General features: G+C 67.1%; 15 protein-coding genes and 1 pseudogene. 7 read left to right on the forward strand and 9 right to left on the reverse strand.

Features of this window, described 5'->3' with window-relative positions:
* Positions 1-24 precede the first annotated feature (24 nt).
* Entirely contained in the window at positions 25-798 is a 774-nt protein-coding gene (locus AC6CHY_RS13285; RefSeq protein ID WP_498227024.1) for an SDR family oxidoreductase, read from the forward strand.
* Positions 788-1,828 (forward strand): L-idonate 5-dehydrogenase, encoded by a 1,041-nt coding sequence (locus AC6CHY_RS13290; RefSeq protein WP_498227025.1) that lies wholly within the window; start codon positions 788-790, stop codon positions 1,826-1,828. Before AC6CHY_RS13285 ends, AC6CHY_RS13290 begins: the two co-directional genes overlap by 11 nt.
* Before the next feature lie 150 nt (positions 1,829-1,978).
* On the opposite strand, the gene AC6CHY_RS13295 is transcribed toward AC6CHY_RS13290, so the two are convergent.
* The 3 genes from AC6CHY_RS13295 to AC6CHY_RS13305 all read right to left on the reverse strand — a co-directional run bounded on the left by AC6CHY_RS13295 (position 1,979) and on the right by AC6CHY_RS13305 (position 3,358).
* Positions 1,979-2,260: a hypothetical protein gene (locus AC6CHY_RS13295; RefSeq protein WP_498227027.1), complete on the reverse strand. Its 282-nt coding sequence runs from the start codon at positions 2,258-2,260 to the stop codon at positions 1,979-1,981.
* Positions 2,261-2,332: 72 nt separating this feature from the next.
* A complete protein-coding gene (locus AC6CHY_RS13300; RefSeq protein WP_498227028.1) occupies positions 2,333-2,554 on the reverse strand; it encodes a hypothetical protein in 222 nt (73 codons plus the stop codon).
* Between the two features lie 78 nt (positions 2,555-2,632).
* On the reverse strand, positions 2,633-3,358 hold the full coding sequence (locus AC6CHY_RS13305; protein WP_498227029.1) for a FadR/GntR family transcriptional regulator: 726 nt from the start codon (positions 3,356-3,358) through the stop codon (positions 2,633-2,635).
* A 212-nt stretch (positions 3,359-3,570) separates the two neighbouring features.
* Between AC6CHY_RS13305 and gnd the strand changes: the two genes are divergently transcribed.
* The 4 genes from gnd (at position 3,571) to AC6CHY_RS13325 (ending at position 8,964) form a co-directional block, all read left to right on the forward strand.
* Positions 3,571-5,010, forward strand: coding sequence for an NADP-dependent phosphogluconate dehydrogenase (gnd, locus tag AC6CHY_RS13310; RefSeq protein WP_498227031.1), 1,440 nt, complete (start codon positions 3,571-3,573; stop codon positions 5,008-5,010).
* Positions 5,011-5,214: 204 nt separating this feature from the next.
* A complete protein-coding gene (locus AC6CHY_RS13315) occupies positions 5,215-5,490 on the forward strand; it encodes a helix-turn-helix domain-containing protein (protein ID WP_209911882.1) in 276 nt (91 codons plus the stop codon).
* Positions 5,490-6,896 carry a type II toxin-antitoxin system HipA family toxin gene (locus AC6CHY_RS13320; RefSeq protein ID WP_498227033.1) on the forward strand — a complete coding sequence of 469 codons (1,407 nt, stop codon included), beginning with the start codon at positions 5,490-5,492 and terminating at the stop codon, positions 6,894-6,896. The genes AC6CHY_RS13315 and AC6CHY_RS13320 overlap by 1 nt, the downstream gene beginning before the upstream one ends.
* Positions 6,897-7,320: 424 nt before the next feature.
* Positions 7,321-8,964 carry an FAD-dependent oxidoreductase gene (locus AC6CHY_RS13325; protein ID WP_498227034.1) on the forward strand — a complete coding sequence of 548 codons (1,644 nt, stop codon included), beginning with the start codon at positions 7,321-7,323 and terminating at the stop codon, positions 8,962-8,964.
* A gap of 223 nt (positions 8,965-9,187) precedes the next feature.
* Here the strand turns inward: AC6CHY_RS13325 and AC6CHY_RS13330 are convergent, their stop codons facing one another.
* The 5 genes and pseudogenes from AC6CHY_RS13330 to msrA all read right to left on the reverse strand — a co-directional run bounded on the left by AC6CHY_RS13330 (position 9,188) and on the right by msrA (position 12,718).
* On the reverse strand, positions 9,188-9,898 hold the full coding sequence (locus AC6CHY_RS13330; RefSeq protein ID WP_498227106.1) for a tetratricopeptide repeat protein: 711 nt from the start codon (positions 9,896-9,898) through the stop codon (positions 9,188-9,190).
* Positions 9,899-10,057: 159 nt separating this feature from the next.
* A pseudogene (locus AC6CHY_RS13335) lies at positions 10,058-10,210 on the reverse strand (DUF4236 domain-containing protein); the annotation flags it as partial.
* A 222-nt stretch (positions 10,211-10,432) separates the two neighbouring features.
* Positions 10,433-11,017, reverse strand: a complete 585-nt coding sequence (gene epsC, locus AC6CHY_RS13340; protein WP_217388088.1) for a serine O-acetyltransferase EpsC — start codon at positions 11,015-11,017, stop codon at positions 10,433-10,435.
* A 126-nt stretch (positions 11,018-11,143) separates the two neighbouring features.
* Positions 11,144-12,079: a cysteine synthase A gene (gene cysK, locus AC6CHY_RS13345; protein ID WP_217388086.1), complete on the reverse strand. Its 936-nt coding sequence runs from the start codon at positions 12,077-12,079 to the stop codon at positions 11,144-11,146.
* A gap of 96 nt (positions 12,080-12,175) precedes the next feature.
* Entirely contained in the window at positions 12,176-12,718 is a 543-nt protein-coding gene (gene msrA / locus AC6CHY_RS13350) for a peptide-methionine (S)-S-oxide reductase MsrA (RefSeq protein WP_217388297.1), read from the reverse strand.
* A gap of 200 nt (positions 12,719-12,918) precedes the next feature.
* On the opposite strand from msrA, the gene AC6CHY_RS13355 reads away from it, so the two are divergent.
* A complete protein-coding gene (locus AC6CHY_RS13355; protein WP_498227036.1) occupies positions 12,919-13,971 on the forward strand; it encodes a Nif3-like dinuclear metal center hexameric protein in 1,053 nt (350 codons plus the stop codon).
* Positions 13,972-13,991: 20 nt separating this feature from the next.
* Here the strand turns inward: AC6CHY_RS13355 and AC6CHY_RS13360 are convergent, their stop codons facing one another.
* The gene (locus AC6CHY_RS13360) at positions 13,992-14,948 is read right to left on the reverse strand and encodes a hypothetical protein (protein WP_498227038.1); all 957 of its coding nucleotides are present in this window, start codon (positions 14,946-14,948) and stop codon (positions 13,992-13,994) included.
* Positions 14,949-15,020 lie beyond the last annotated feature (72 nt).

Raw genomic sequence — 15,020 nt, forward strand, 5'->3', positions numbered from 1 at the left:
ACAACACCAAGGTTAGGACAGCCCATGGGCAGCAACCTCTTTGACCTCACCGGGCGCATTGCGCTGGTCACCGGATCCTCGCGCGGCATCGGGCGGGAACTTGCCGCCGGCCTGGCCGACGCCGGGGCCACGATCGTGCTCCACGGCCGCAATGCCGAGACCCTGGCGGCCACGGCCGCCGAGTTCGAGGCCCGCTACGGGGCGGAGCGCATTTTCTCCTACGCGTTCGACGTGACCGACGCGGACGCGGTGGCCGGAAACATCGCCGCCATCGAGGCCGAGGTCGGCCCGCTGCGCATCCTGGTGAACAACGCCGGGATCCAGCACCGCGTCCCCTTGCTGGAACTGGAGGTCGCGGACTGGCAGCGCGTGCTGGACACCAACCTGACCAGCGCCTTCCTGATGGGCCGCGAGGCCGCCAGGGGCATGCTGGAGCGCGGGGAAGGCAAGATCATCAACATCTGCTCCGTGCAGACCGACCTGGCCCGGCCCACCATCGCCGCCTACACCGCGGCCAAAGGCGGGTTGCGCAACCTGACCCGGGCCATGACCGCCGAGTGGGCCTCCGGCGGGCTGCAGGTCAACGGCATCGCCCCGGGCTACATCCACACCGAAATGACCCAGAACCTGGTGGACGACCAGAAGTTCAACTCCTGGATCCTGGGCCGGACCCCGGCCGGGCGCTGGGGCACCGTGGCCGACCTGGCCGGACCTGCAGTCTGGCTGGCCTCCGACGGCTCGAACTACGTCAACGGCCAGACCATCTTCATCGACGGGGGAATGACAGTTGTCGTCTAACACCAGCACCGCGACCGCCGTCGTCGCCCACGCGGCAAACGACCTGCGCGTAGAGACCATCCCGGTGGCCGCCCCGGCTTCGGACGAGGCCCAGGTCGCCATCGCCTACGGCGGCATCTGCGGTTCGGACCTGCACTACTGGAGCCACGGCGCCGCGGGGGAGTCAATCCTCAAGGCACCCATGGTGCTGGGCCACGAGATCGTCGGCACCGTCACGGTGGCCGCGGCCGATGGCAGCGGCCCGGCGGCCGGCACCTCCGTCGCCGTGCACCCGGCCACCCCCGGCGGCACCGGCGCACGCTACCCGCAGGACCGGCCCAACCTGTCCCCGGGCTGCACCTACCTGGGCTCGGCGGCGCGCTTCCCGCACACCGAGGGCGCATTTGCCAGCACCGTGAACCTGCCGGGGCGCATGCTGCGCGAGCTGCCCGAGGGACTCTCGCTGCGCGATGCGGCCCTGGCCGAACCCGCGGCTGTCGCCTGGCACGCGGTCTCCCGGGCCGGCGAGGTCGCCGGCAAGCGCGTCATGGTCATCGGCGCCGGCCCCATCGGCGCCCTGGCGGTCGCCGTGCTCAGGCGCGCCGGCGCCGCCGAGATCATCGCGGTCGACATGTTCGACCGTCCGCTGGAAATCGCCGCGGCCGCCGGGGCGACCGAGACCCTGAAGGCCGACGACGTGGAGGCCATCGCCGCCGTCGAGGCCGACGTGGTCATCGAGGCCAGCGGCAATTACCGAGGCCTGGCCTCGGCGGTCCGCGGCGCGGTGCGCGGCGGGCGCATCGTCATGGTCGGGCTCTTGCCCTCGGGCGAGCAGCCCGCGCTGATCTCCCTGGCGATCACCCGGGAACTGGAGCTGGTCGGTTCCTTCCGCTTCAACGACGAGATCGATGACGTGCTCTGGGCCCTCGCCGACGGCACGCTCGATGTCTCGGCCATCGTCACCCACGAATTCGGCGTCGATGATGCGCTGGAGGCCTTCGCCGTGGCGAAGAACTCCGCGGAATCGGGCAAGGTCCTGCTGAGGTTCTAGGCGCAGGAATCCGGGCGACAAGAAATCGCACAACACCCGCAAGAAGCCAAGGCGCTGCCCAGGTCCCCGAAAGGGGGTCCGGGGCAGCGCCTTGGCTTTTCCCCTCGTGATGTCCGGGCCCGGCGGGTGCCGGCCCGGGCCGTTCGACGCCTACTGCCAGAGACCGCGCAGATACGGGATGGTTCGTACATTGCCGGCCACGAAGCGCGACCCGAAGTAGCCCAACTCCATGACCACGCCAAGCTCCAAGTCGATCAGTGCATGCCCACGCTGGCTGGCCTCGCGCGGTGCATCCTTGTTGCCGAATTCCAGGCGGATCACCCCGGCCGAGGCAGCTGCGGATTCAGTAACCCGTGCCCCGTCGTACTGTCCGCCCCAAATCGGCAGGTCCAACGGGCTGAGCATGCCCAGCACCGGAGGACTCGAGGGCAAGCGGAAGACATTCCTGCGGCGGTGCGGTGCGCCCATTGCCTCGGTGACGACCAACGTTGACTCGCCAGGGGATTATACAAAGGAAAACTTGTCCGAGGGGCGCCGGCCAGTACAGTCGAACTCGTGGGTGCCGCGCTCGGTCCTGGCCCTCACCTCGTAGCTGCGCATGCTGCGGCCTTCGGCATCAAGCTCCTCCACCGTTGCGTGCAGGCTTGAATCCGTCCTGGTTGAGCGCAAGGCACCTATCAAATCGACAAGATGCGCGAGCCCATCCCCTTCCGGGGAGTTCTGCATGGTTCCCTCCACGACATTGCCTCCGCGATGAGTCGGACCCTTGAGACCCGGATCCTATCGGTCGATGGCACGCTTCGGCTAGGGGCGCGGCGGCGGGAAGAGCCGCGGCCGATCGGCCCAGACGCCGCAGATTTCCTGGTTGGTGCGGCGCATGATCAGTTCCATGGATTCCCGCGCCCGGTGTGGCTCGTGGGCGGAAATCGCGTCGGCGACGGCCTGGTGCCAGGTGAGCGCCTCCTCGTGGGGGTGCTCGGGCATCAAGCCGAGTTCGGTGCGGCCGCGCAGCGTCTCGCCGATCGGGTTGGCCAGGTTCGCAAACATCTCGTTGCCCGAGGCGGCAAGCACCAGGGCGTGGAAGCGGATGTCCAGTTCCAGGAACGCCTCCAGGTCCCCGGAGCGGCCGGCATGGCGCATCCGGGCGGCCACATTCAGCAGCTCTCCGCAGAATTCCGGCGGCGCGTGCTCGGCCGCCAGTTCGGCGGCCATGGGCTCGACGGCGACGCGCAGCTCGGTGAGGGAACGCAATTGCGCGCCCTGCCCGTCGCCGGCCAGGCGCCAGCGGATCACCAGGGGGTCAAAGGGGTTCCAATGCTCCGCGGCCAACACCCGGATCCCGACGCGCTTGGTGGATACCACCAGTCCGGCCGAGGCCAGCACCCGGACGGCCTCGCGGACCACCGAGCGGGAGACACCCAGTTCGCCCTCCAGCTCGGAGGCCAGGATCACTTCCCCGGCGGGCAGGGATCCGTCGACAATCCGGCTTCCGAGATGGTCGACGGCTTGTTGGTGCAGGCTATTGGGCATGAGGCAATCCTATCGGCAATCGAGTGCGCAAATTCCCCAGTGAACACGCAAAAAGGCACGTGTTTCCGGGGCAACTTATGGCAACGAAGCGTGTTCTTCTGGCAATGGGCACGCCTGACAAACTAAAGTGGGTAGAAGTCACGGAGCCGTGCCCGGCGCTCCTTCGTGCCGGTATCCGCCCGGCCCAGCAAAATCGCAACGATGGAGACTTCATGCCTGCACAGATTGGCGTCACCGGCCTAGCCGTCATGGGCGCAAACCTCGCCCGGAACTTCGCCCGCAACGGATACACCGTCGCGCTGCACAACCGCTCGGTTGCCAAGACCGACGCACTGCTGGCGGCGCACGGCGAGGAAGGCGACTTCATCCGGACCGAGACCCTGGAAGAACTGGTCCAGAACCTTGAGACCCCGCGCCGCGTGCTGATCATGGTCAAGGCCGGCGACCCCGTCGACTCGGTCATCGACTCCTTGGTCCCGCTGCTCGATGAGGGCGACATCATCATCGACGGCGGCAACTCGAACTTCGTTGACACCCGCCGCCGCGAGGCGGACCTGGCGGCCAAGGGCCTGCACTTCGTGGGCGTCGGCGTTTCCGGCGGCGAGGAGGGCGCACTGCTCGGCCCCTCGATCATGCCCGGCGGCTCCAGGGAGTCCTACGACGCCCTGGGCCCGATGCTCGAGAAGATCTCCGCCAAGGCCATCGACGGCGCGCCCTGCTGTGCCTGGATCTCCACCGACGGTGCCGGCCACTTCGTGAAGATGGTCCACAACGGCATCGAGTACGCGGACATGCAGGTCATCGGCGAGGCCTACGACCTGCTGCGCACCGGCGCCGGCATCGAGCCGGCCGCCCAGGCGCAGATCTTCGAGGAATGGAACAAGGGCGAGCTCGCCTCCTTCCTCATCGAGATCACCGCCGAGGTGCTGGCACACGTTGACGCGAAGACCGGCAAGCCGCTGGTCGATGTCATCGTCGACTCCGCTGGCCAGAAGGGCACCGGCCGCTGGACCGTGCAGTCCGCCCTTGACCTCGGATCCCCGACCTCGGCCATCGCCGAGTCCGTCTTCGCCCGCGGCCTGTCCTCGCAGCGCGATCAGCGTGCCATCGGCCAGGAGGTCCTGGCCGGCCACGAGGTCGCCGTCGAGCTCGGCGAGAACTTCGTCGAGGACGTGCGCCAGGCGCTCTTCGCCTCCAAGCTGGTCTCCTACGCCCAGGGCCTGGACATGCTCACCAGCGCCGGCAAGGAATACAACTGGGAGCTGAAGCTCGACGAGATCGCCTCGCTGTGGCGCGAGGGCTGCATCATCCGCGCCGCGCTGCTGGCCGACATCACCAAGGCCTACGCGGCCGAGGAAAAGCCGGCCAACCTGCTCTTCGCCCCGGCATTCTCCGAGGCCATCGCCGCCGCGCTTCCGGCCTGGCGCCGCGTGGTCTCCACCGCCGTCCAGCTCGGCGTGCCGGTTCCGGTGTTCTCCTCCTCGCTGGCTTACTACGACGGCCTGCGCCGCAAGCGCCTGCCGGCAGCGCTGACCCAGGGCCTGCGCGACCTCTTCGGTGCGCACACCTACAACCGCGTTGACACCGAGGGCTCGTTCCACACCCAGTGGAGCGGCGACAAGACCGAAATCGAAGCCGAAGACACCCACTAGTCTTCGGTTCCCATCCCACAGGGGCGGCGCCTCCGGTATTTCCGGAAGCTCCGCCCCTTCTGGTTTCCCAGTCCGCACGGCGTCTTGAAGGAAACACGGTTCTGCACTGCATCCCTGTAGGGCAGTTGAATTGACGCAATAATGTAGCTATATGTAGACGCTATCAATGCTAGAGTTGGTAAATAGCTACGTTAGGTGGACAAGATGATGGAAATGGAACGGCTCGGTGTGCATCTGCGCGATTGGCGCATCATCCTTGGTCTTTCCCAGGAGCTGGTCGCCGAACGGGCCAACATCTCCCGCTCCACCTTGATCAAGCTGGAGCAGGGCACGGGCGGCAAGTTGGAAAACTTTCTGACGGTGGCCAAGGTGCTTGGTGTCAATGACCGGATCGATGCGGCGGTCGACCCGCTGAATACGGATCTGGGCCGCGCGCGGGCCTACATGCTCAGCCGTCAACGAGCTCCTAGGAGAAACTGATGGCCAGTCGTTCCCGAAGGGAAATCCGAACCATCGATGTCCTTGTCAACGACACCAAGGCCGGCTCCATGGTGGTGGAATCCGATCTCCATTCGCCGCTGGAACACATAGCGTTCAGCTACGCCGATGCATGGCTCGGAGAGGGGTCCTCCTTCGAAATCTCTCCGGAATTGCCGTTGCTCCGAGGCGAACAGCGGCCCACCATGGGGCGGGAGATCTTTGGTTCGTTCATGGACGCCGCCCCGGATGCATGGGGGCAGCGGCTACTCCATGAACAGGCCAGGCTTCGGGCAAGAGCCACGAAAACCCCCATGCCAAGCAACACCGCGGTCTCAAGGCTGCTCATGGTCAACGACAAGACCAGACAGGGGGCACTGCGGTTTCGCGAGAACGGAAAGTTCCTTTCCACCTGGGGTGAATCGGCGGGGATCCGTGATGTCACGGAATTGGCTGCCGAAGCAACAACCTACGAAGAGACCGGCGTCATTGACGAGCGAAACAGTTTGCTCATCGGTGCCGGTTCCTCTCCTGGAGGTGCCCAGCCAAAGGCCTGGATTCGTGATGATGACGGAACGATGCTGCTGGCCAAGTTTCCCAAGACATCGGACCGTGGCAATGTCCAACTCTGGGAAATGGTTGCCATGGTGCTGCAGCAACGAGCCGGCATCCGGGTACAGCCATCCCGGCTGATGCGGCTGAATTCCCACAGCCAGATATTCCTCACCGAGCGGTTCGACCGAGTGGGGGAAACCAGGATCCCCTACATGAGTGCCAGGACAGCGCTTCAACTGGATACCTATGAGCACCCCAACTATGTCAAGCTGGCACGGGAAATCACCCTGATATCCGCGTCGCCGACCGAGGATGCCAACGAAATGTTCAGCAGGGCCGCATTCGGGGCCATGGTGAACAACATCGACGACCACATGCGCAACCATGGCCTGCTGCGGCACAAGAGCGGTTGGCGCCTGTCTCCCTCATTCGACGTCAACCCCACCAGAAGCGGGACATCGGAAACGCCGTTGGTTCCCGACGGGGATGTGTCTGACCGAAATGTCCTGGAGCTCCTTGATCACCTGGACTCTTTTCGGCTCACGCGTGCCGCGGCCGTGGACCGGCTTCGTGCAATCAACGCAGCCGTTTCACACTGGGCACAGGACGCATTGGAGCTCGGCGCCGAACCGGATGAGATCGAATCGATGAAGCTGGCGTTCGAAGGCGCAAACCGGGGACGGGTCCATGAGCTTGAGGCTGGTGCGGAACCGACCGTGATCGACCTCGCCCCGGGGAAAGGGACTCGGTCCGTGACGGGCCCGACCACCGGCGAGCGAATCTGGATTGGCCCGCACTACCGGGGCGAAAGACTCGTGCCCGGTCACTTCCGCACCAAGCCCCAACGGAGCTGACCCTTCATCCCGCTGATCGCGATTCGACCGTCACCGGCCAACCGTCCTCGGTGGGCGCTTCTTCCGCTTCGATGTGGCTTCAGCGCGGTGTGCCTGCGGAGAACCGCCCGGGGCACATTTGCCAACCCCGATATCAGGCCAGTCGCCGGTCTGCCGAAATTCCCGGCATCCACGGCACGACACAATGCTCGCGGCCACGTTTCGATTGCCGACGATCCCCGACTCGGGGGATGTATCCCTCTGCCGCACCTAGGACCGGGCCCCCCCGCACGCAGGCAGCTGGTCTCCAAGGGTGGATCGGGTGCTAAAGGCACCCGGCAGGAAGCGACGCCCACCCATTCATTGACCCCGCTCCTCGGCGGGCATAGATTCGGGGCATGCGCCGAAGCCGGCAACACGCAACACCCGCAATGACCGCACCCGCATGCGTTCCCTGGGCCGGTTCCCGATGATCGGCATCGAGGAGCTGCGCACCGTCAAGACCTTTGCCGCGCTGGGCCCCGAGGTGCTCGGGTACCTGGCTGGCGCCGTGGAGGACATCCACCTGCTGGACGGTGAATACTTCCTGCACGAGGGCGACGAACGCGCCCTGATCGTGGTCATCGAGGGCCTGGTGGAAGTCACCAAGGTCGTCGCCGGCATCGAACGGGTCATCGGCACCCGCAAGCCCGGCCAGTTCTTCGGCGAAGTCCCGCTGACCCTGAGCACCAACTTCCCTGCCAGCGGTCGCGCCGCGGGGCCCACGCGCATTATCAGGCTCGACGTGGCCGGCTACTACACCCTGGCCGCGATGGCACCGGCGGTCCCGGAGAAGATCGGCTCGCTGGCCCGGCGTTACCTCGACTCGCTGCAGCAGCTGGCCGCCGAGAAACCCGATGCGGTGGCCCGCGTGATTGGCCCGCGGCGCCATGCAAAGGTGCGCGAGCTGTCCACGTTCCTGACCCGCAACCACGTCGCCTACGAGACCACCACGCTCGAGGCGCCCGAGGACGGGCAGGCCTATCCGGTGCTCGAGCTGCGCGACGGCACCAGCTACGTGGATCCGGCGATGCGCGTCGCGGCCCGGGCGGTCGGGCTTGACGTGGTTCCTGCGGCGAGCGACTACGACGTGGTGATCCTCGGCGGGGGTCCGGCGGGGCTGACCGCCGCCGTCAACGCCGCGGCCGAGGGCCTGCGAACCGTGGTGATTGAGCAGCTGGCCCCCGGCGGTCAGGCCGGGACCTCCACCCGGATCGAGAACTACACCGGCTTCCCCTACGGGATCTCCGGGGACGACCTGGCCTCGCGCGCGCTGACCCAGGCCACCCGGCTGGGTGCCGAGATCGTGGTCACCCGCACCGCCTGCGGCATCGACGCGGAGTCCCGCCGGGTCGAGCTCGACGGGGGCGACGTGCTGGCCGCCCGGGCGCTCATCGTCGCCACCGGCGTGGCCTGGCGGACCCTGGAGCTTCCCGGTGCCGAGCGCTTCCTGGGCAACGGGCTGTACTACGGGGCCGCGCACAGCGATGCGCCGCTGGCCCAGGGGCAGGACATCTGCATCGTCGGGGCGGGAAACTCGGCCGGGCAGGCGGCGATCTTCTTCTCCCGGTACGCCCGCACCGTCACCATGCTGCTGCGCGGTCCCTCGCTGGCCGCCCGGATGTCCAGCTATCTGATCGAGCAGATTGAGGTCACCGCCGCCATCCACGTTCAGCCCAATTGCCGGATCACCGCGCTGCAGGGGGAGAAGTCCCTGCATTCGATCGTGGTCTTGGATTCCGCCACCGGCACCAGCACGATGCGCCAGGCCCCGGCGGTGTTCGTGATGATCGGGGCCGACGCCGTGACCGGGTGGATGCCGGCGCGCCTCGCGCGCGACCGCCACGGCTTCCTACTCACCGGTCCCGACGCCGCCGACGCCCCGGGCTGGGATCAGGCGCGGCGCCCGTTCGCGCTGGAGACCAGCGTTCCGGGGATCTTCGCGATCGGCGATGTGCGTTCCGGCTCCGTGAAGCGCGTGACCGCAGGGGTCGGGGAGGGCGGCATGGCCATCGCCTACACCCACCAGTACCTTGCCCTGGCCGGCTGATCATTCGGTGCCGCGGATCCATGGAAGTCCGAGCCACGATGTATTGGCCCGTGGGACCCAGGGGCACAACAACACCGGTGGCTCGCAAGCATAATCTGGAAGACGCCAAGGGCGTGCTTCGGCACCTGCAATTGGACTCTGTCGGCCCTGCCCGGTGATCGGACGCCGGCTGCAGGAATTGATGCCGGGATGGAGGCTCCTTGCCTTCTCCCTTGTGGCTGAATCAGCTGTCCAGCTCCGCCAACCGCTCAACCAGTCCCGGGTATCTGCTGTCCTCGGCAAGAACGCGTTCCAGGTCCTTGCGGGCCATGGCGCGTTTGCCCGCTGTGAGCTGCAATTGGGCACGTTCAACCAAGGCCCTGTGCCGCAGACCCGCCGGACGTGAACGCATGCGTAGCGCCTCCTTGAATGCCTCACGGGATGCATCCACATACCCCAGATGGCGCAAGGCAATTCCGCGCTGGATCAGTAGATAGGTGGATGCCTCGTCAAGATTGGTCACGCCGTCAGTCAGCTCGACTACTTGGTCCCAGCTTCCCAACTCAATGTACAACTCGGCGAGCGAGACCGCTGCGATGGTGCTTGGAACGAGTCCTTCGACAACGTTGACGGCCCGCTGGAGCATACCTTGCAGCTGTAGTGTCTCGGCGAGCAACAGTCCGATGAACTCCGAATTGGTGGGCAGTTCAACAGTGATGCCTTCTGCGATCGCGATCTCGGAGTGGGTCCTCCCCGGAAGGTACTTGGTAATGAACGGGTCGGACGTGGCATCGTAGTTTCCGGCCAGCAGCAGTCCGAGAAGTTCCGAAGAGCGCTCAATGTCGCCAGCAGGCCAAGCCAAGTCGAGCACTTCAAAGAATGCGGCAGTGTGGCGGGCCCGCTCGAATTCGGTGCCGATGTCTGGAAGACGGCCAGGATCCGGCCGCGAAGCCACGGCCCTGAAAAGCAGCTTCTCCCATTTAGGTGCGAAGAGCCCAGGTGCTGGAGGACGGGCGGGCTCGGGCGAGGTGTTGCTGCGGCCTGACGTAGAGCCCGGTGCGGCGCGCCTACGACCTGCGGCGGTCGAAGAAGAGCTCACATGAGAAAGCCCGGATCCGGGGATCCCCACTGTGCGAGTGACACGCCCCGAGGAGTTCGCGGAGATTCGAGCCCCTCGCACCCCAGCACTGAGCCCGAGACTCTTGGGCGTGACGGTCATCCTGACCCCTGGCGCAATCTTGAACGATTTGCGCATCCTGAAACCCATCGTGCTTCCTTCCCCCCAAGGCCCGTAGAGCGATCTTCCGGAACCGACTAGTCACTTGTTGTTTTGGCCCAGTATAGGCACAGGCGACTGGGACGGCAGACTTGCCTCTTCCTGAACAAATCTCCGGAAGCGGAAACACGTCGGGGCCTTCCACGAAAAGCGTCGGTCCTGTCCCCGCAATCGGGAACGGGACCGACGCCGCAAGCTGCTGGTCGGAACGACCTAGATCCACATGGCCGGGTCGATGTACTCGGCCGGGTCCACCGCGGGCTTGTGCTCCTCGGCGGTGCGCGGGCGGTTCTTCGCCGGGATCCCGGTGATGATCGAATCCGCCGGCGCGTCCTTGACCACCACGGCGTTCGCGCCGATGGCCGAGTCGGCACCGATCACGATCGGGCCCAGCACCTTCGCCCCAGCACCGATGACCACGCGGTCACCGATGGTCGGGTGTCGCTTGACCTTGGCCAGCGAGCGCCCGCCCAGGGTCACCCCGTGGTAGATCATCACGTCGTCGCCGATCTCGGCGGTTTCCCCGATGACCACGCCCATGCCGTGGTCGATGAAGAAGCGCCGGCCGATGGTCGCCCCCGGGTGGATTTCGATCCCGGTCAGGAAACGCCCGGCCTGGGAGATCAGGCGCGCCGGGAAGCGCGTCCTGGGGTTCTGCCAGAGCCGGTGGGTCAGCCGGTGGATCCAGATCGCATGCAGGCCGGAGTACGCCAGAAAGTTCTCGGCCTGGCCGCGGGCTGCGGGGTCATGTGCACTGGCCCCGCGCAGGTCTTCGGCTAGTCGGGAAAGGAATCTCAAACCTTGGCCTTTGTTTGTGCGGCATTCCGGCGCCTGGCCGGTGTGCCGCGGGTGAAGCCCGCCTCGGTGCCGGCGGGCGGGGCGGTTTCCCGCGCGCCGCGCCCGGCACCGAACGGATCTGCTGTCTTAGCCACGGATGTCGTCGAAGAGCAGCGTGGAGATGTAGCGTTCGCCGAAGTCGGGGATCACGGCGACGATGAGCTTGCCGGCGTTCTCCTCGCGCTTGGCGACTTCCAGCGCGCCCCAGACGGCGGCGCCGCCGGAGATGCCGCCGAGGATGCCTTCCTGCGTCCCCAGCGCGCGGGCGATGGCGACCGAGTCGTCGATCGAGGCGTCAAGCACCTCGTCGTAGAGCTCGGTGTCCAGCACCTCGGGGATGAAGTTCGCACCCAGGCCCTGGATCTTGTGCGGGCCGGGCTTGCCGCCGTTGAGGATCGCCGAGTCCTTCGGCTCCACCGCGATGACCTGCAGGCCCGCCTTCTGCTCCTTGAGGTAGCGGCCGGCGCCGGTGATGGTGCCGCCGGTGCCGATGCCGGCGACGAAGATGTCGATCTCGCCCTCGGTGTCGTTCCAGATCTCCGGGCCGGTGGTCGCGGCGTGCACCTCGGGGTTCGCGACGTTGGCGAACTGCTGGGCCCAGATGGCGTTGTCGGTGGTGGCGACGATTTCCTTGGCCTTCTCCACCGCGCCGCGCATGCCCTCGGAGCCCGGGGTCAGCACGATCTCGGCGCCGAAGGCGCGCAGCATCACGCGGCGCTCGGTGCTCATGGTCTCTGGCATGGTCAGCACGACCTTGTAGCCGCGCGCGGCCCCCACCATGGCCAGCGCGATGCCGGTGTTGCCGGAGGTGCCCTCGACGATGGTGCCGCCCGGACGCAGGTCCCCGGAGGCCTCGGCGGCGTCAACGATGGCCACGCCGATGCGGTCCTTGACCGAATTGGCCGGGTTGTAGAACTCCAGCTTCACCGCGATGTTGCCCGGCAGTCCGGCACCCAGTCGGTTCAGGCGCACCAGCGGGGTGCGGCCAACAATTTGCGTGACGTCGTTGTAGATCTTCGACATGGTGTCCTTTGTCCTTGGGTGTGGGAGCGGGATGGGGCCGTTTCGGCGCTCTCCCGGCAGGCCATGGCGCGCCGGAAGCTTCGTGTACAAGCCTAGTCAGGACCGCTCGGCGGCGGGTTCCTCGAGCCATGTTGCGTAATATTTCCTGGCCTTGGCCAGTTTCGGGTCGATGATGACCCGGCAGTAGCCCTCGTCCGGGAAGCGGTTGTAGTAGTCCTGGTGGATTCCCTCGGCCACGAAGAAGTCGCCCGGGGCCTCGAAGGAGGTCACCAGCGGATCGGGGTACAGCTCGCCGAACTTCCGCGCGCTTTCGCGGAAAAGCGCCTCCTGCGCGGCATCCAGGGGGAAGAACGCGGAGCGGTACTGGGTGCCCACGTCGTAGCCCTGGCGGTTGAGCGTGGTGGGGTCGTGGGTGGTGAAGAACATGTCGAGTATGACCTCGGCCGGGACGACTGCGGGGTCGAATGTTACGGCAACCGCCTCGGCATGTCCGGTATTGCCGCCGCACACGCTGCGGTAGTTCGGTGCCGGATCTGTGCCGCCGGTGTAGCCCGAGACCACCGCATGGACCCCGCGCGTGCGCTGGTAGACCGCATCAAGGCACCAAAAACAGCCGCCGGCCAGCACAAACGTGCTCAGCTCCTGGCCCTCGGGCCCCTGGGCGGTGGGCGAAAAGCGGATCGGGGTGCTGGAAATTGAGAAGTCGTTCACATCTACACTCAAGCACGCCCGCCTCCATTTCATTCCCGCGCGCCGCGCCGGACCTGCCGGCGGCACGCGCGCGCAATCCATCTCCCGCGCATGCGGGCATTCCCCGCCGCTGCGGATACGGTAGATGCATGCAGAGCAACAAGCAGCAGCCCCACGGCATGCGTATCGTCTCCGGGCCGGGCTCGGCCGACCAGGACTCCGCCGACACAGCAACCGCGGCGGCAACCCCCGCCGCACCTGACGCGGGGGCCGCTTCCGGCGCCCCGGGCGCGGCCGCCGACACCGCCTCGCTAGCTGTCCCGTCCGGTTCCGTGGATCCCGAAGCGGACCAGGCCGATGCCGCGCTTTCGACTCCCACCCTCGGCCAGGTGCTGGTTGCCGTCGAGGAACTCTGGCCCGCCTCGCTGGCCGAGGAATGGGACACCGTGGGACCGGTGGTCGGCCGGCCCCAGCGCGAGGTCAAGCGCATCATGTTCGCCGTCGACCCCACCCTGGAGGTGGTCGCCGACGCCGTGGCCCGCGGCACCGACCTGCTGATCACCCACCACCCGCTGCTGCTGCGACCGGTGAACTCCGTGGCAGCCACCGGATTCAAGGGCGAGGCCGTGCACCTGCTCATCGAATCCGGCTGCGCGCTGGTCACCGCCCACACCAACGCCGACTCGGCCATCGGCGGGGTCTCCGACGTGCTGGCGGACATCTTCGGGCTCACCGAGACGCAGCCGCTTGCCCCCTCGCGGGACGGGCTGCCCGAGGAAGGCATCGGCCGGGTCGGCATGCTGCCCGAGCCGCTGCAGCTGCACGAGTTCGCCTCCCGCGTCTTCTCCGCAATGCCCGCCGTGGCCGGGGGAGTGCGCGTGGCGGGGGACCGCGCCGGGATCGTGCGCAAGGTCGCCGTCTGCGGCGGGGCAGGGGATTCGCTCTTCGACGCGGTCCGCGCCTCCGAGGCCGACGTCTATGTCACCGCCGACCTGCGCCACCATCCCGCCTCCGAGGCCCGCGAGGCGGCGCTGAACGGCAAGCCGTACCTCATTGACGTCTCCCACTTCGCCTCCGAGTGGCTGTGGCTGCCCACCGCCGCCGATGCGCTGAAGAACGTGCTGCATGATCTGGGGCACGACGTCGAGGTCGCCGTCTCGGCGATCAACACCGACCCCTGGGACTTCATTCTCACCCCCTAGTTCCGCCGGCGCCAGGCCAATCAAACGCGGTGCGTGCAGCTTCTCCCCGATCCACCGGGGCGGGGGCCGCGCACCGCGTTTTTTGTCTGTCCCGGCGTTGTCCACAGGTATGCGGCAGAAGGTCGCGGGCCGGGTCCGGTTCGGCGCACCATGGTGGCATGGACACGGCAGAGGGCATCATCGACACGGTTCTCCGCGCGGTTGGCGGGACACCGGCGGAAGCTTCCGGGGGCACCCCGGGCAGGCAACCGCATGTTGATCCGCTGCGCCTGCTGGCCGCCCTGGAAATGGCCACGCGGAAGGCGGTCGACGATGCCGCGGCCTCGGTGGGCAATTCCCCGGTGCGCGCCGCCGCGTTGGCGCACCTCTCCGAACGGATTTACCGCACCGGTTCCTACGCCCAGGTCCTGGCGGCCGGTTCCTGCGTGGACACCGAGGCCCACACCCTTACCGAGGCGCCGCTGGCCGCACTCAACCAGCTGCTGGCGGATCCCGGGGACTTTGCCGCGGGCGCCGCAAACCTGCCTGCCGACCAGGTCACCGGACCGGACCGCAAGCCCCTGCACCACGATCCGGCTGAATTCCTGAAGTCCCAGCTGCACCTGGGCTATTTCCAGGCCCGGCACCGCATCACCACCAACCAACGGCTCATGGACCACCGAGGGCCCGACGGAACCGCGCTCCCGCCCCGTTTCCCGCATCTTGCCGCCGTCCTGACCGGTGGCACCGCGGATCCCCGGCTGCTGGCCAACGCGGCGGCCAAGCTTGAGGCCCTGCAACCTGATTTGGACGCCCTGCCGGACCCCAAGGCTGCACGCGAACTGCTGGAAGAGCGGGTCGCCCAAACCTCGCAGACGGGCGACGAGGCCACGCTGGGCAAGTTCCTCAAGCAGGCCGCCATCGAGTTGGAGGCCACCGTCGTCGAGCGCGAGGAGGCCGAGACGGCCCGGTACATGGGCCTGCGCTTCCAGGGCCACAAGCCCAAGGGCTATGTGTGGGAGTTGACCACCGATGCCGAGGGCCACGAAATGCTCAGCACCCTGGCCGAT

The organism is Paeniglutamicibacter sp. GQ140, from assembly GCF_059759235.1.